The following is a 15,461-nucleotide window of genomic DNA, read 5'->3' as shown; positions in this document are numbered from 1 at the left end:
CTCGCCACTTTGCGCTGTTTCGCGATCCTGGCGACCCAGGTTCGAGCACCCGTGCCCCCGCCTTGAGGCGCTATTCCGACCGCGAAATCGAGCGGCGGGCGTCCCTCATTTCCGCTATGATCAAGCCATGACGATCGGGATCACCGGACCCGAACGGAAGGTACCAAGGCAGAGTGCCGTGGTCGGGCTCACTATTGCGGCCGCTGTCATTGGGGTTTGCCTGATCCTTCTCTGGCTCGCGAGCGACCTCCTCGTCGACTGGCTGTGGTTTTCCTCGATCAATTATCCGCAGGTTTTTTGGACGACAATCGGTGCGAAAACCGTCATCTTTCTTGCGGTCTGGACCGGAACCGCCATCATCCTTTGGCTGAACGGATGGTTCGCACTGCGCTTTGCCCGACGGCGGTCGACACAGCTTGTCACCGCTTCGGTGTGGAACTTCGCGGTCAACGCGCCGCCAGATTTGCTTGCGCTTTTACGCGATCGACTGCCGTGGTCCCGGTTGATCGTAGGTGGGGCAGCTTTGATCGCTCTGCTCGTCGCCGCCGCAGAAGTCGGCAACTGGGGTGTCTTCCTGCGGTTTGTCTATCAGGTGCCATATGGCGCAGACGATCCGCTCTACAACAAGGACATCGGCTTCTATCTCTTCTCGCTGCCCGCCTATATCCTCATCAAAAACTGGATCATGCTCGCGCTCGTTCTCAGCGCGCTTTTCGCCGCGGCGATCTACTGGGTGCACGGCGATATCGAATACGACCTTCATCGTCGATCAATGTCGTCGATGGCGATTGCCCACGGCTCAGTGCTGCTCGGTCTTTTCTTTGCGGTGAAGGCCTGGTCCTATGGTCTTGATCGCTATCTGCTGCTCTACGGCGACAACGGTGTGGTCGTCGGCGCAAGCTACACCGATGTCCACGTGAGGCTCCCGGCCTTGTGGTTGATGATCGGACTTTCGGTCATCGCGGCGTTCGCCACGTGGGCAAATTTGCGGGTGCGCACCTACCGGCTTCTTGCCGCCGCGTTCCTGCTTGTCGTGATCGGGTCTTTCGTGCTGTCCAGCGTGATTCCCGTGCTGTTCCGGGAGTTCTTCGTCAAACCAAGCGAATTGGAGCTGGAAAGGCCCTATATCGAACGCAACATTGCGCTCACCCGGCAGGCTTACAATCTCGATCAGATCGCAGCCAAGCCGTTTGCGGCGGAACAGAAGCTTAGCTTCAAGACGCTCGACGCCAACAAGGCGACAATCGACAATATCAGGCTGTGGGACTGGCTGCCCTTGTCGGACACCTACGCGCAGCTGCAAGAGATCCGCACTTACTACAAATTCCATGATCTTGATGTTGATCGCTACTGGCTCGATGGCTCCTACCAAAGCGTGATGCTCTCGGCTCGCGAATTGCAGCCCTCCCTGCTGCCGCCCAATGCCCAGACATGGGTCAACCGCCACGTGCTGTTTACTCACGGCAATGGCGCGGTGATGAGCCCGGTCACGCGCAAAAGCACCGAGGGGCTACCGCTGCTCTATTTGCGGGATATCCCTCCGGTTGCGGATGGAGGCCCCAAAATCCACGAGCCGCGCCTCTACTACGGCGAACGGAGCGACAACTACGTCATCGTCAAGGGGAGCACGCCGGAGTTCGACTTTCCGAAGGGAAAGGACAATGTCTACGCGGCTTATGACGGTACGGGCGGCGTTCCGATAGGAGCGATGGTGTGGAGAGGCCTGTTCGCTTACTACTTCAACGACCCGAACCTACTGCTCTCAAGCTACATCACGACCGACAGCCGTATCATGATCCGGCGCAATATCGGGGAAAGAGTACGAACGATCGCCCCGTTCCTCAGGCTCGATCACGATCCTTATCTGGTCATCAGCAATGGGCGGATGTTCTGGATGCAGGACGCCTACACGGTGAGTTCCTACTTCCCCTCCGCGCAGCCGGCGCAAGACGAGGATATCAACTACATTCGCAATTCAGTGAAGGTCATCGTCGATGCCTATAACGGGACCGTCGACTTTTACCTGATGGACACCGGCGATCCGATTGCAGCGACCTATAGGCGTATCTTTCCGAGCATGTTCAAGCCATTCTCGGCCATGCCGGCGGATATGCAGAGGCACATTCGCTATCCGGAGGACCTGTTCCTGATTCAGGCGCAGCTCTATCAGAGCTATCACATGGAGGCCGCTGACGTTTTCTATAACCGCGAGGATCTCTGGCAGTTCCCGCGCCAGCCGGGCGGCGGCGGCATTGCGACGATGGCCCCATATTACATCATCATGCGACTGCCCGGCGAGCCGCAGGCCGAGTTTTTCCTCATGCTTCCCATGGTGCCAAGCCGCCGCGACAATATGATCGCGTGGCTCGCCGCGCGTTGCGACGCACCCGACTACGGCAAGCTGATTGTCTACGAGTTTCCCAAGGAGAAGCTCGTCTACGGGCCGTTCCAGATCGAAGCGCGGATCAATCAGAGCACCGATATATCGCAGCAGATCACGCTGTGGAATCAGATGGGCTCGCGGGTGATACGCGGTGCGAACCTGCTTGTGATCCCAATCGAGAACTCGATCCTCTATGTAACGCCGCTCTATTTGCGAGCGGAGCACGGACACCTGCCGGAGTTGAAACGCGTGATCGCAGCCTATGGTGAACATGTGGTGATGAAGGAGACGCTCGACGAGGCCTTGTCAGCACTGTTTATCGAGCCTGGCGCGGTGCGGCCGGTCTCGAACACGAAGGAGGAAATTCCTGTCGCACGCCCGTCGGCAAGTCAGGCACGGGAGGCGCTCGACCGTTACAATCATGCCGTTGAACGATTGAAGTCCGGCGACTGGAAAGGCTTTGGCACGCAGTTCGACGCAATGCGCGAGCTTCTGGAGGAAATGAACCGGCACGCCACGGGCCACTAGCGTCGCGGCTCCTTTGGCGCTCATTGGAGAACACAGGGGCTGCATAGTTCGGGCTGAACACGCAACGAAGAGAGGCCTTGAGCTTGATGCGATACAGGCGGTGTTTGCACTCGCGGTACGAATGCCACTGAGAAGCGAGGTGGACCGCAAGCAGGTCGAGCCGGATCTCCCCTGTGAACCAACCGACAGGCCCACTGTCGCGCCTACTGCTGTGGCCACTGACTGAGTTCATCTTCAGTTACAACACGCTCGAAATTCTCGGTTTTGCTTTTGATGCGGTATCGAATGCGTCCGTCCGCCTCAATCGGGAGGCATGCAACAATTGTGTAGACGGTCCGTCCGCCATTGTCGGCGCGGCCCTGCGGTCGCTGGGCTTGATGATGAACGTCGTCGTTGATCGAGAAGATGTAGGGCATTGTGTTCCTTACAGCATTTGGGGCGCGTGCGCCGCACAGAGAAGCCCGCCGGCCCGCTGATTGCAATCAAGGTTTTGCGGGCCGTGAACAGTCCCTTCGAGAAGGCCGCGGAACCCGAGGCCAGCCGCGGCGCCCTCTCATCTCATTCCCGTGGCAACCCATGCCACCGGTGGTATGGTGAAGGGGTTCGACCTATTGAATGACTTGATGGCCGCGCCCCGAGGGGGCCTTTCCAAGACATCGCTGGATCGAATTTGCTCACACGGATTGTGGGTAGCGAACTCTTTCGTGGGTATTGTTGGAGACGGATAATGGCAACGGGTGTCGTGAAGTGGTTCAACGGCCAGAAGGGCTTTGGCTTTATTCAGCCGGACAATGGTGGGCCGGATGTATTTGTTCACATTAGCGCCGTCGAGCGTGCGGGCCTTCATGGACTAGCCGAAGGGCAGAAGGTCTCCTTCGAGGAGAAGACCGATCCGAGGCGCGGAAAGACGAGCGCTGAAAATCTGAAGACCCTATAACATCGGTCGACGCTTCGGTTTCACGGATGTACTGAGAAGCAGGCTACAGGGGGGATATCATCGCCGACCTGCGGCGGAGATGCCGCACGATTGTTCGTTAAGTTTTATCGTTCATCCGCTAGGTCGCGGAACTTAGCACCAGCGGCACCGTCCCCAGCGTGCGCAGCAGCCGCCGCAACCCCCGCAGCCACCGCAACCACGCACAGCTCGGCAACCACGGCAGCCACGGCAACCACCGCAACCTCGGCGAACAACAACAGCGGCTAGCTGCACGTCGCTTCCAGCATTTTCCTTATCGAAGAGATAGAACGTGGCGAGACTGACGTCGGCCATTTCCTCTTCGCCAAGAACGAAGCGCTGATTGGGCGAGATGTTGTCAGAATGCGGGATATGAGCAGTGGGTATCGTGTGCGCGGATGCGCTCCCCGCCAGCGAGAGACCCAGTCCGGCCGTACCGAGTGCCGTCACGGCGGCGGCTTTGGTTGCGCGTGCGTGCTTCGCAGCTTGCTTCACCCGTGGCATGGTCGCCATCCTTTCGGAAGTTGTCGTGAAAGGGTCAGCTTGACGTAGCAAGTGTGCCTGTACGTCTAGAAATGCGACCTAGCGCATTCGGTTCCCCTTCGCGCGCGGGTCTTTTTGAGTTACAACTGGTGGTGGACCTGACTGACCGTCTGACGATGTCCGTTAACAGGGGCAGAGCGGAAGTTGGACTTCGCGGCGGTCAGTGCAGCTTTTGACCCGAAGCCGACAGGTTCGAACAGCTGGCGCTTTCCGCAAGGCTCCAGCCAGCGAGGCGACTGCGCAAGTGCTGCTCAAGAATTAAACGTCGATTGGCTTTATCTGGTGAGCGCGTAAAGGGTACAAACCGCACGAGGCTGGCGGCGCGCGTTGTTGTCTTGCCCGGGCCGGTTTTTTCCACCACCGTGAGTTGCTGAGTGGTGTAGGCAGGTCCCACCGGCATCACCAGCCGGCCACCCAATTTGAGCTGCTCAATCAGCGGCGCCGGTACGTGCCCGAGCGCTGCGGTGACGATGATTGCTTCAAAAGGACCGCAATCGGGCCAGCCAGCATAGCCGTCGCCAAGCCGAACGCTCACATTGTCATACGCGAGGTCTTTGAGCGTTTTGGCTGCGGCTGCGGCCAACTGCGGGATGATCTCGATGGTGCAGACCTTTCGCGCCAGGTGCGCAAGGATGGCAGCCTGATAGCCCGAACCCGTACCGACTTCGAGCACAACATCATCGGGCGCGACGTAAGCCAGCTGAGTCATCAAGGCCACGATGAATGGCTGCGATATGGTCTGGCCGGCGCCGATCGGAAGCGGCATGTCTGCGTATGCGATGGAGCAAGATCGCTCAGGGATGAACAGATGGCGTTGTGTTTGCCCCATGGCCTCAAGGACTCTCCCCGACAGCCCCTGCTGTCCCAAAACACTGACGTGGGACCGGGCGTAAGACCGGATGGTTTCGACCATGGCGGCGCGTTCGAGGACGCATTGCGCGTCCTGTGCGGTCACTTCGCGCACGACGGTCACCATAGAAAGCACGAGCAGCAGCAAGGTCCTCATGAGCCGTCTCCCCGATCTCGGTGGCGCTGCGGCGACAAGGCCGGTTGCGACGCACCCGCAGCAACCAGTCATGCCGGCGCTTGGGTCACCATCTATCTATGACGCGCGGTTGAGAAAGATCGGCAACCCCTGCTTGTTGCCGTAGATGGGGCGATAGCGCTCCGTGTTGTAGCTGCTGGCGACGTCCAATTTGCGCGGGCCGAGCTTGGCGTCAGGGATGGGCACGAGGTCGTAGCAGCCCTCTACCAGCGCCGACATGAGGCCGGTCTTGCCTTCCAGGATGGCATCGTAGGCCATGTTGCCGAAAGTCAGGGCCACAAGCTTGTCGATGAAGTCCGGATCGCCCGATCGCAGGTCGTAGGTGAGGTCGGAGGTGATCGTCTCCTCGCCGGCGCGCCGCCTGATCTCGTCGGCAAGCGATTCCGCCACGTTGGCCTTCTTGCGGTGACCGTAGGCGTCAGGCTCGCCGTATTCCTGCAGGTTGAAGCCCTCCCACTCGGCACCCTCGCTGAGCACGATCAGCGCGTAGTTGCTTGGGTTCGCTCGCTTCTCCTCGAGGAGCAGCTGGATCAGTTTGTCGAGGTTGACCTTGTACTCCGGTATGACGCATCGTATCGAGGTCGCATACGCGGCGTAGAGCGCTGTGAATCCAGCATCGCGGCCAAAGACGCGGAAAATGCCAATTCGCTCATGCGAGCCGACAGTGGTGCGCTGTCGCTGGATGGCATCGCTGGCGCGGGTGATCGCGGTCGAGAAGCCGATGCAGTACTCGGTGTTGCGGACGTCGTTGTCCATCGTCTTCGGGATGGCGATGATCTTGACGCCGAGTTCGTTGAGCTTGGCCGCATAACTGAGCGTGTCGTCGCCGCCGATGGCGATCAGGTGTTCGATTCCGAGCCCCGAAAGGTTCGCCAGCACCTGGCCGGTGAGGTCCCAGGTCTTGGTTACGATGCCGTCCTTGGTACTCAGGGAGACTGGAACGTCCCTGCCGACGAGATGATCGGGCAGCTTTTGTATTCTGGACGGATTGATGCGGCTCGAGTGCAGCACGGTGCCGCCGCGCCGGTCGATAGTGCGAGTGTTTTCACGGTTGAGCGGGATGACATAGTGAGACCTGCTGGTCGGGTCCTCGAGGTTCAAGTGCGTGAGGGCCTCCCAACCACGGCGGAGACCGACGACCTCGATGTCGTTCTCACTGCCGCGATAAGTCACGCTCTTGATGACTGCGTTGAGGCCGGCGACGTCGCCGCCGCCCGTGAGAATGCCGATGCGTCTTTTCGCCAAGCCAAACCTCCCAGCATTGGCAGGTCGTAATAATGCACAGCGCAGCTTCGCTACTCGGCCGCCTCCGGCTTGCGCTCCTCACGCAGCCGAAATCGCTTCACGAGTGCGGATACGGTGTCGCGGAAGCCGCCATATTCCAGCTCAGAATATGGCAGCATCGCAGCGCCGGACCAGCCCTGGCTGGGCATCTCGATTGCCTTGCGTTGCGCGCGCCGGCGCACCTCGTCCCACGCCGGGTTGTCGAAGAAATCGGTATAGGACTCGGAAAAGCGGCCGTCCTTGTCGACCGAAAAGCCAGCGCAAGAAACGATCGGCAGGCAGTACATGCCAGTGACCGGTGTATTGAGCGGCACGGGCATCAGCGGCATCACATGCGAGCCGCGCGCATCGCCACCCACGAAGTGTGCCTTGGCGAAGGGCGAGATAATCTCCTCGGGCGCCGGGAAAATTCCCTGGTTCCTGATGATTGCGACCGGATCGTCCTTGCCGGTGTACTTGCCTGCGATTGCGTGAAGACGTTGCGCCGACACGGCGGCGGCAACCTCGCCATATGTTTGAGAAACGATGCGATCAATGCCAAAGCGCTCGTTGTCGCGGAGCAGCGCGGCAATGTGGTAGTTGTCCTCGGGCGCGTCGAGTTCGATCACGCTGTCGCCCGCCGTGTGGTCCATGTCGATGACATGGAAACGGAATCCCTTGATCATCGGGGGTAGCATCAGCCCGGCGCAATACATGGGATCAGCGAAGGCGAGGTAGAGCGGCAGGTTATAGGCGCCGGGGCCGCATTTGTCGGCGGCGAACACCATGAATGATTCCGCGGGTCTCGGCCCCGAGAGGCTGTGGTCGAAGCTGAGCTCGGCGACGCCCGGGCCGGCACCGCGAATGTTTCCGGAAGGTGCGTCTGCGAGAAGATCCTGGCCGGCGCCGTAGAGACCGGAAGTCCTTGCAACCGAAGTGGCCGTAAGAAACGCCTTCCAGGCGAGTTGATGGATCTCTGAGCTCCCCTCGCCACGTGTGTGCGTCATGATGATCGCAATGTCGTCGCCGGTGTGGCAGACAAAACCGTCGATCAACAGACCATTGCAGATCGCCTTCGCGACCTCGCCCTCGACAGCTGCCATCATGCGTGAAGATGGCTTCGTATGCCCGCCGACTGAGCCAACGTCAGCCTTGATGACCGAAAGAGTGAGTCTCATGAGCATTCTCTCCGACCAGCACAGCGCGACGCCTCTGCGCGGGCTGCGCCGGGGCGACGGCGCTGCTCATACGCCGGAAGAACGTCTGATGCTACGTTCGGTTCCGCAGATGCCCTTCCTGCTCGAAAAATTCGGGCTCATCCGCTTCCCGAGATCTTCAACCACCTTAGGGATCATACCAGAACCGATAGGATAAGTAGATCATGCGCATCATTTTCTGCGGTGCACGAGTCCGGTTTTGGCCCGCGTGATACACGCCGGTGCAGTCTGACGATTTCCGTTCACAGGGGTAGACCGGAAGAGAGCGGCATTGTCCGCCGCTTGTGCCCGCACTGTAGGTAAGAAGGTGTCGAAACCACTGGAGAAGCGGCAGCCCAAAGAGCTCAGCAAGCGCCAGCTTTACGCCATACTAGCTGAGGCGGTCAGGAATACGGACTAAGAGCTAGCCCGCGAAGCGCGCCCGCCCTCCATAGTCCTGAAACGGGAAATGATATTGCCCGTCAGAATGCGGCGTCTATTGCAGATCGTGCCAAGATCGGGAAAGTTCGGCAATCTATGACGGCGTGTTCCGCCCGTGAATACACCGTATGGTTGGCCCAGAACAAAACGGGCCACGTTGTCATTTCAAACTAGGCCACTGTCGCCGGAAACAGGCCAGTGCCAAGACTTTGACAGTGGTCCGACCAGATCGACTTGCTTGAGGATGGGAGACCGCTTGGCCTATTACACAGCCCCTCAAAAGTGACCAACGGAAGTTATTCGCATTTTCGCAGTGCCGTCATCATCTTCTCAGCCAGCAACAACAACGGCGACGGTCTCTACCTCGTCGTCGCGAGTGCCAGAACTGGTGCTACCGATACTGGAAAGAAGGTAAGCCGCGCTGGCTCGGTCTAGGATCGCTCAAAGACGTGTCGCTAAAGGACGCGCGGCTTGCCCGCGACGCAGCGCGTCTTCGTGTCAAAGGCGATCGCAGCGCACCCGGCGTCGACATCGTGTGGAGAAGCGAGCGGCGCCTGAGGAAGCGAAAGCCGGAGAGACCAAGGTCACCCTGCCTACTTTCGAGCTGTGCGCCGAAATCTACATGCGCAAGCACTGGTCGATCTGGAGCACGAAGCATCGCAGTCAATGGCCGTCGTCGCTCAAACGGTACGCTGGCCCGACAATTGGAAACTCACGATCCCAGAGATCAAGCCTAGCCACGTCTACGAATTGTTGCGGCCGATCCGGGTTGAAAAGCGAGAGACGGCTACAACTTTCAGAACAATGCGCCATCTAGCAGGACCTTGGGGGCGATCCGAAACCGCCGGTCGTCTCCCTAAGGAGGGCAAGAGCGTCGCGCGTGCCGTGAGTGAGACGGGGACATCCTATCGAGAAACGTTCTGCGGGTGGACTTGAGCGTCGTAGCTCACTTGATCCTTCCGCTGCTGTCTGATCCGTTAGTGCTCCCAATCAGCATGATCCAAGGCATTAGAAAGCTGAAGTAAAAGTTGCGACAATTGTTTTTTGTCGGCGATTGGGAAATCTTTGAATAGCCGAGCCTCGCGCTTACGCGAGGCTTCGGCCATTCTAGTGGCGAAATCTCTACCTTCGCGGGTAAGCTTGGCGATAGCGGCTCTGCCACGGGAGCGAGTCTGCTCGATCGAGATCAGCCCTCGATCCGCCAGGATGGCGAGACTGCGACTTGCTGCAGCCTTGTCGACGTCGGCAGCGTCGGAAAGTTCACTGACATTGAGGGATTCGATGCTCTTGAGCGTCATGAGAAGACGCCATTCCACGATGCCGATGTTCCAGGCCGCGCGGTAATACGCAGTCGCGCCTCTGTTGAGGCGCATGCCGAGGGTCGACACCAGCACGGCCACATGTTCACGGGCCAGCATTCCGGCATTCCGGGAACGTTCGTCCGAAGCTTTCTCCCTCTCGAATTTCTTGGTCGCCGGCATTTTCGAAGATCTCCAATGGACTTCGTTCCAAGTCCCGCATTTTGCAGCGCATTGATCCAGATCAAATTTCTTGACAAAACATTTATTGATGTATCAACATAGCGTCCAATCTCCCAATTCCAAGAAAAAAGTGGCGAGAGTGACATGGAAGGAAACGGCTTGGTCGCCGGTCTTGATCAGGCGAGGACGTATGCCGGCGCAATCGATTGCGACCTTCATCCGGCTGTGCCCGGGATGGGCGTCCTCCTGCCCTATCTGGACGATTATTGGCGCGAGATGGTCTCCGTCCGCGCGCTCGACCGTCTCAATCTGAGCCTGACCAGCTACCCGCAGAACTCGCCACTATCCTGTCGTCCGGACTGGCTTCTCCCGGGTGGTGCGAAGGCGGGCTCCTCGCTCGAAGCGATGCAAGACCATGTGCTCGATCGGTTTCGACCACGCTATGGAATTCTGAACTGCCTCTACGGCGCGCAGGTCCTTCACAGTGAGGATATGGCGGCAGCGTTCTGCCGGGCGACCAACGACTGGATCAGGGATCACTGGCTCAATCGGGATCCGCGCCTCCGCGCCTCGATCGTGATCCCGTCGCACAACGCGGAACTCGCCGTGGCGGAAATCGACCGCCGCGCCGACGACTTCCGGTTCGTGCAGGTCCTCATGCTGGTGTCCGGTGAAACTACGCTGGGCCGGCGACATCTCTGGCCCATCTACGAACGCGCCGAGCGCCTCGGCCTGACGATCGGAATTCACGCAGGAAGCGCCTATCGATATGCGCCTACCGCCGTCGGGTGGCCGTCATACTATGTCGAGGACTATGTGGCGCAATCCGCCGCATTCGAGAGCCAGCTTCAAAGCCTGATATCGGAGGGCGTGTTCGCGAAGTTTCCCGGGCTCAAGGTCGTTGCAATCGAATCCGGGTTGACGTGGCTGAGCGGGTTCATCTGGCGCGCCGACAAGACATGGAAAGGCGTGCGAGCCGAGGTTCCGTGGGTCACGCGCACGCCGTCGGAGATCATCCGTAACAATGTGCGCTTCACCGTCCAGCCGGTCGATGCGGCGGACGACGGCGAGGCCATCATGCGGCTCGCCGATCACATCAAGTCGGACGAACTGTTCCTGTTCTCGACGGACTATCCGCATTGGCATTTCGACGGGGATGCGGTTCTCTCCGGCCGGCTCCCTGATGCGCTTTTCCGCAAGATCGCCAGTGAAAATGCGCTCGCCACTTACTCGCGATTGGCCACGGCCGATCAGATCATGGAGGTTGTGCCATGAGCACCGTTGAACTGGAACGGCCACGGGCCTCGAACTACAAGCTGAAAGTCATCGATTGCGACATCCATCCGGCGATGACGTCCTGGACCGAGGTGCATCCTTATCTGGAAAGGCAATGGATCGAGCATCTTACGGTCTATGGCAGCCACCTGCGCCACGCCTTCTCCGAGGCGCTGTCGCATCCGCGCATGTCGCCCGACGCTGCGCGGATCGATGCCTATCCGGAGGAGGGTGGGCCGCCGGGATCGAGCCTTGACCTGATGAAGAAGCAGCACCTCGATCCGAACGGGATCGAGGTGGGCATGTTGATACCCCTGCGCTGGAATCCGGGCAGTCAGAGAAATCTCGACCTTGGCGTCGCATTGACCCGCGCGATGAACACCTGGCAGGTCGAACGCTGGGTGAAGCAGGAGCCGCGTTTGAGGGCCTCGGTGCTGATCGCCCAGGAAGACACGGTTGCCTCCGTCGCCGAGATCGATTCCAGGGGAGGGGATCCCAACTTTACCCAGATCTTGATCCTGCCCAAGACGGACGAGCCGCTCGGACGCCGGCGCTACTGGCCGATCTATGAGGCGGCCGTGCGCAACAACCTGCCGATCACGATTCATGTCGGTGGCACCAATGGCCATCCATCGACCGGCGGCGGATGGACATCCTATTACATGGAGGAACATCACTCGGTCGCCCAGACCATGCAGGCGGTCGTGGCGAGCCTTGTCTTCGAAGGGGTCCTGGCGCGCTTTCCCGCGTTGCGCGTCGTGATCATGGAAGGCGGCTTGGGCTGGGTACCGTCGCTCAATGCGCGCATGGACAAGCACTGGGCACGCCTTCGGAGCGAGGTTCCTCATGTGAAGAAGCCGCCGTCGGAATATGTGCGCGAGCAGGTGTGGTTCAGCACGCAGCCGATGGAAGAGCCGGCGACGTCGGCCGAATTGATCGATCTGTTCGACAGGATCGGATGGGATCGGCTGCTGTTCTCCACCGACTACCCGCATTGGGATTTCGACGATCCGCGCTACGCGTTTCGTGCCAACCTCACACAGGCCCAGCGCGAGCAGCTTCTCTACGAGAATGCGCGCAAGTTCTACAGGCTGGACTGATGGCGCGGCATGTGGTTGCGACCGTGGATCAGATCCCGCCGGGCCAGCGCCTGCTGGTCCAGGTCAATGGACGCGAGATCGGCATCTTCAATGTCGAGGGCGAGTATTTCGCCGTCGGCAATCGTTGCCCGCATGAGGGGGCGTCCCTGTGCAAGGGACGCATCGTCGGGCTCGTCGAGGCGACGGGGCCCGGTGACTATCAATACAGCCGTCGTGGTGAGTTGTTGCGCTGCCCGTGGCATGGCTGGGAATTCGATCTGCGAACCGGTCGGTCATGGTGCGAGCCGGATCGCACCAAGGTCCGAAGCTATGAGCTGAAAGTCGAGCCCGGAGGCGCGCTGATCGAAGGCGAGCTGCGCGCCGAAACGTTTCAGGTCACGATCGACAAGCAATATGTTGTCTTGGAAGTCTGAAGACCAGTGAATCAATTAAGCAAATAAAAGCGCATTGGGAGGAGTAAGTGGTGTTCAAGCTAGGGATGTCGGCGGCTGTCGCCTGTTTCGTGGGTCTGTTGAGCTCCGCGCAAGCCGAGGACGGTTCTTGGGACAAGGTCGTCGAGGCCGCCAAGAAGGAAGGCAAAGTCGTGGTCTACAACATGGCCTTGGGCGCTCCCTACTTCACGGCTGTCCTCAAGTCGTTCGAAGCGAAGTACGGAATTCCGGTCGAGAGTCTCGACCTCCGTGCCAGTGAGCTCTCCGAGCGCATCCGCACCGAGCAGGCGGCCGGCCGCTTTCTGGGCGACGCGGAAATGGTCACGACGACCATGATCGAGGAGCAACTCAAGAACGGCGATTTCGTGCAGAAACTGCCGCCGATCCCGAATGCCGCCCATTTGCGACCGCCGTTCAAAGCCAATGAATACAGCGTGCCGGCCTTCATGCAGCCGATGGGCATCCTCATCAACACGCGGCTGGTCAAGGAGCAGGACATCCCGACGAGCTGGAACGATCTCAACGATCCCAAATGGAAGGGCAAGATCCTCTCGGACGACATGCGGCCGCTCGGCAGCGGGAATACCATGTTCGCCATCCTGGAAAAGACCATGGGCACCGACTTCAACCAGAAGCTCGCCGAGCAAAAGCCCGTGTTCAGCCGCGATATGCGAAACGACGCGCGGCGCGTCGCTCGCGGCGAGTACGCCATCTATATCCCGCAGATCTTTGCCTTTACGTCCGATCTGAAGGGGCTGCCGGTGAAAGTCGTGATTCCGAAGGAGGGTGCACCTTTCGCGGAGATGGATCTCGCGGTGCTCAAGAACGCGCCGCATCCCAACGCTGCGCGTTTGTTCATCGACCACTTCCTCAGCGTCGAGTCGCAATTGCTCTACGCGAACGCATGGATGCTTCCGGTGAACGCCGCGGCCGCCGAGCGCGCCAATCCGGACGCGCAGCAGTTCGTGAACGCCAAGATCATTGGTCCCGCCAAGCTGGCTGAGCGCTCCTCGATGATGGATCTCGCCAAGAAGCTTTACCCCTGAGAGACCCATGAGCGTTTCAGCCGGAGAGGGAGTGAACAACCTCGTCGAGAGGCGTACGACCGGCCTGAGCGGGATCGGGCGGTGGCTGCAGGCGACTGCGGCAGGCCGCCTTGCGGCGCTCGCTCTGCTCGTCGTCGTTCTCGCCTTCCTTTCCGTCTATCCGCTGTCGATGCTGCTCTATGGAAGCCTGCATTCGACGCCGCCGGGAATGGCCGGCACTTTCAATCTGGACGGATATCGCGACGTCATCACGCTGCAAAGCGCGGTGACACTCCTCAACACCGTCGGCATATCCCTGGCCAAGACCATCCCTTCGGTAATCCTGGCCGTCTTGCTCGCCTGGATACTGGCGCGAACCGACACGCCATTCCGGGGGGCTCTGGAAGTCCTGATCACGCTGCCATTCTTCATTCCCCCGATCCTGACCGCAATGGCGTGGGGCATGCTCGGCAATCCGCAGGTCGGATTGCTCAATCAGCTCTATCAGTGGGTCACGGGATCAGAGACAGCGCCGATCAACGTCTATTCATATGGCGGCGTAGTCTGGCACATGATGCAGTATTCCGTGCCGTTCCTGTTTCTTCTTATCGTGGACGCCTTCCGAGCGATGGATCCGAGTCTCGAGGAGGCGGCGACCATGTGCGGCGCATCACGCCTGCGAACTTTTCGCTCTGTCACGCTGCAGCTTATGCTGCCCGCGCTGACCGGTGCGGCCATCCTGAGCTTCATTCGCGGCATCGAGAATTTCGAGTCGCCGCTCTTCTTCGGCTCACCGGCGGGAATTCGGGTCATCACGACGGACATCTACGACTCGATCAACCAGCGGTCGCCGCCGCAATATCAGTATGCAACCGCGATCAGCTTCGTCATCATGGCGCTATTGTTCCTGATCGTTCTTCTGCAGCGGCGGATGCTGCGCGGCCGGAGTTTTCAGACCATCACCGGCAAGGGCTATTCACCTTCGGTGATGAAACTCGGTGCATGGCGATGGGCAACCTTTGCCTTTTGCGTTCTGTTCTTTGTGGTGACGGTGGTCCTCCCGGTCGGGCAACTCATCATCGGCTCGTTCTTCAAGTTCTTCGGGTTCTACCAGTGGGACATGCTGACACTCGAGCACTATCAGGCGGTGTTCGGCAGCAGCGAGTTCTGGCGCGGGTTCAGCAACACGATGTTCCTGGGCCTCGTCGGCGCCACGCTGACGATGTTGCTCGGCGCAACCGTCGCCTATGTCTCGGTCCGAACGAAGTGGCGAGGCCGGTTGCTGATCGATTCGATGGCTTGGCTGCCGTGGATGATGCCCGGCATCGTCCTTGGTGTCGGGTTTCTCTGGGGGTTTGCTCTGCTGCCTCACGCGATTCCGATCTACGGCACGATCTGGGCGCTGCTGCTGGCCTATATTTCGCTTGGGACGCCGCTTTCGGTGCGCGCCATGTCGAGCGCATATGCGCAGCTTTCGTTCGACCTCGAGGAGTGCTCCCGGGTGCATGGCGCAAGCTGGCTGCAAACCATGAGGCGCATCGTCCTTGCCCTGGCCTGGCCTTCCTTCGCCGTCGGATGGGTGCTGGTGTTCTTCGGCATCATGCGCGAGCTGAGCGCATCCGTTCTGCTCTATTCTGTCGGCTCCGAGGTGTTGTCTGTCGTGCTGCTGAAGCTGTGGGCGAACGGCAATGCGGAGCAGGTCAGTGTCATTGGGCTCATCATGATGGTTCTCGTGATCGTCTTCCGTTGGGTTCAACTCAAGTTCATCAGCAGCCGTATCGGTGGAATGTGACCA

The 15,461-nt window shown here is 59.7% G+C and carries 14 protein-coding genes; 9 read left to right on the top strand and 5 right to left on the bottom strand.

Going from position 1 to position 15,461, the window contains the following annotated elements; all coding sequences use genetic code 11:
• Nucleotides 1–127: 127 nt before the first annotated feature.
• Nucleotides 128–2,911, top strand: a complete 2,784-nt coding sequence (locus tag AB7G19_RS34675; RefSeq protein ID WP_441268748.1) for a UPF0182 family membrane protein — start codon at nt 128–130, stop codon at nt 2,909–2,911.
• 203 nt (nt 2,912–3,114) lie between these two features.
• Here the strand turns inward: AB7G19_RS34675 and AB7G19_RS34670 are convergent, their stop codons facing one another.
• On the bottom strand, nt 3,115–3,327 hold the full coding sequence (locus tag AB7G19_RS34670; protein ID WP_085403304.1) for a hypothetical protein: 213 nt from the start codon (nt 3,325–3,327) through the stop codon (nt 3,115–3,117).
• A 311-nt stretch (nt 3,328–3,638) separates the two neighbouring features.
• On the opposite strand from AB7G19_RS34670, the gene AB7G19_RS34665 reads away from it, so the two are divergent.
• Nucleotides 3,639–3,848 carry a cold-shock protein gene (locus AB7G19_RS34665; protein WP_038945713.1) on the top strand — a complete coding sequence of 70 codons (210 nt, stop codon included), beginning with the start codon at nt 3,639–3,641 and terminating at the stop codon, nt 3,846–3,848.
• 721 nt (nt 3,849–4,569) lie between these two features.
• On the opposite strand, the gene AB7G19_RS34660 is transcribed toward AB7G19_RS34665, so the two are convergent.
• From AB7G19_RS34660 to AB7G19_RS34650, 3 genes are all read right to left on the bottom strand, one after another.
• Complete coding sequence (locus tag AB7G19_RS34660; RefSeq protein WP_441268747.1) at nt 4,570–5,415, bottom strand: protein-L-isoaspartate(D-aspartate) O-methyltransferase; 846 nt, start codon at nt 5,413–5,415, stop codon at nt 4,570–4,572.
• Between the two features lie 96 nt (nt 5,416–5,511).
• On the bottom strand, nt 5,512–6,699 hold the full coding sequence (locus AB7G19_RS34655) for a 6-phosphofructokinase (RefSeq protein WP_085403306.1): 1,188 nt from the start codon (nt 6,697–6,699) through the stop codon (nt 5,512–5,514).
• A gap of 50 nt (nt 6,700–6,749) precedes the next feature.
• A complete protein-coding gene (locus AB7G19_RS34650; RefSeq protein ID WP_085403307.1) occupies nt 6,750–7,895 on the bottom strand; it encodes a fructose-1,6-bisphosphatase in 1,146 nt (381 codons plus the stop codon).
• Between AB7G19_RS34650 and AB7G19_RS34645 the strand changes: the two genes are divergently transcribed.
• Both AB7G19_RS34645 and AB7G19_RS34640 read left to right on the top strand, forming a co-directional pair.
• Nucleotides 7,894–8,091, top strand: a complete 198-nt coding sequence (locus tag AB7G19_RS34645) for a hypothetical protein (RefSeq protein WP_135217087.1) — start codon at nt 7,894–7,896, stop codon at nt 8,089–8,091. The two genes, AB7G19_RS34650 and AB7G19_RS34645, sit on opposite strands and share 2 nt — an antisense overlap.
• Before the next feature lie 526 nt (nt 8,092–8,617).
• A complete protein-coding gene (locus AB7G19_RS34640) occupies nt 8,618–9,091 on the top strand; it encodes an Arm DNA-binding domain-containing protein (protein ID WP_343287581.1) in 474 nt (157 codons plus the stop codon).
• Nucleotides 9,092–9,331: 240 nt separating this feature from the next.
• On the opposite strand, the gene AB7G19_RS34635 is transcribed toward AB7G19_RS34640, so the two are convergent.
• Nucleotides 9,332–9,835 carry a MarR family transcriptional regulator gene (locus tag AB7G19_RS34635; protein ID WP_085403308.1) on the bottom strand — a complete coding sequence of 168 codons (504 nt, stop codon included), beginning with the start codon at nt 9,833–9,835 and terminating at the stop codon, nt 9,332–9,334.
• Nucleotides 9,836–9,979: 144 nt separating this feature from the next.
• Between AB7G19_RS34635 and AB7G19_RS34630 the strand changes: the two genes are divergently transcribed.
• From AB7G19_RS34630 to AB7G19_RS34610, 5 genes are read left to right on the top strand one after another with little or no spacing between them, the layout of a single operon-like run.
• The gene (locus tag AB7G19_RS34630) at nt 9,980–11,110 is read left to right on the top strand and encodes an amidohydrolase family protein (RefSeq protein ID WP_354113996.1); all 1,131 of its coding nucleotides are present in this window, start codon (nt 9,980–9,982) and stop codon (nt 11,108–11,110) included.
• Nucleotides 11,107–12,210, top strand: a complete 1,104-nt coding sequence (locus AB7G19_RS34625) for an amidohydrolase family protein (RefSeq protein ID WP_441268746.1) — start codon at nt 11,107–11,109, stop codon at nt 12,208–12,210. The genes AB7G19_RS34630 and AB7G19_RS34625 overlap by 4 nt, the downstream gene beginning before the upstream one ends.
• Complete coding sequence (locus AB7G19_RS34620; protein WP_063985295.1) at nt 12,210–12,623, top strand: Rieske (2Fe-2S) protein; 414 nt, start codon at nt 12,210–12,212, stop codon at nt 12,621–12,623. The genes AB7G19_RS34625 and AB7G19_RS34620 overlap by 1 nt, the downstream gene beginning before the upstream one ends.
• Nucleotides 12,624–12,670: 47 nt before the next feature.
• The gene (locus AB7G19_RS34615) at nt 12,671–13,687 is read left to right on the top strand and encodes an ABC transporter substrate-binding protein (RefSeq protein ID WP_245344197.1); all 1,017 of its coding nucleotides are present in this window, start codon (nt 12,671–12,673) and stop codon (nt 13,685–13,687) included.
• Between the two features lie 31 nt (nt 13,688–13,718).
• Complete coding sequence (locus AB7G19_RS34610; RefSeq protein ID WP_441268745.1) at nt 13,719–15,458, top strand: ABC transporter permease; 1,740 nt, start codon at nt 13,719–13,721, stop codon at nt 15,456–15,458.
• Nucleotides 15,459–15,461: the final 3 nt, after the last annotated feature.

Origin of the sequence: Bradyrhizobium sp. 215_C5_N1_1, assembly GCF_052075935.1 — a bacterium.
Classification (GTDB): Bacteria; Pseudomonadota; Alphaproteobacteria; order Rhizobiales; family Xanthobacteraceae; genus Bradyrhizobium; species Bradyrhizobium barranii.
The sequence above is the reverse complement of the archived record's forward strand: the minus strand, read 5'-3'. Positions and strand labels throughout refer to the sequence as shown.

Excerpts from the sequence above, each read along its gene's own strand:
- AB7G19_RS34675 (WP_441268748.1), top strand. The coding sequence starts at position 128 with ATGACGATCGGGATCACCGGACCCGAACGGAAGGTACCAAGGCAGAGT.
- AB7G19_RS34670 (WP_085403304.1), bottom strand. The coding sequence starts at position 3,327 with ATGCCCTACATCTTCTCGATCAACGACGACGTTCATCATCAAGCCCAG.
- AB7G19_RS34665 (WP_038945713.1), top strand. The coding sequence starts at position 3,639 with ATGGCAACGGGTGTCGTGAAGTGGTTCAACGGCCAGAAGGGCTTTGGC.
- AB7G19_RS34660 (WP_441268747.1), bottom strand. The coding sequence starts at position 5,415 with ATGAGGACCTTGCTGCTGCTCGTGCTTTCTATGGTGACCGTCGTGCGC.
- AB7G19_RS34645 (WP_135217087.1), top strand. The coding sequence starts at position 7,894 with ATGAGCATTCTCTCCGACCAGCACAGCGCGACGCCTCTGCGCGGGCTG.
- AB7G19_RS34650 (WP_085403307.1), bottom strand. The coding sequence starts at position 7,895 with ATGAGACTCACTCTTTCGGTCATCAAGGCTGACGTTGGCTCAGTCGGC.
- AB7G19_RS34635 (WP_085403308.1), bottom strand. The coding sequence starts at position 9,835 with ATGCCGGCGACCAAGAAATTCGAGAGGGAGAAAGCTTCGGACGAACGT.
- AB7G19_RS34630 (WP_354113996.1), top strand. The coding sequence starts at position 9,980 with ATGGAAGGAAACGGCTTGGTCGCCGGTCTTGATCAGGCGAGGACGTAT.
- AB7G19_RS34625 (WP_441268746.1), top strand. The coding sequence starts at position 11,107 with ATGAGCACCGTTGAACTGGAACGGCCACGGGCCTCGAACTACAAGCTG.
- AB7G19_RS34620 (WP_063985295.1), top strand. The coding sequence starts at position 12,210 with ATGGCGCGGCATGTGGTTGCGACCGTGGATCAGATCCCGCCGGGCCAG.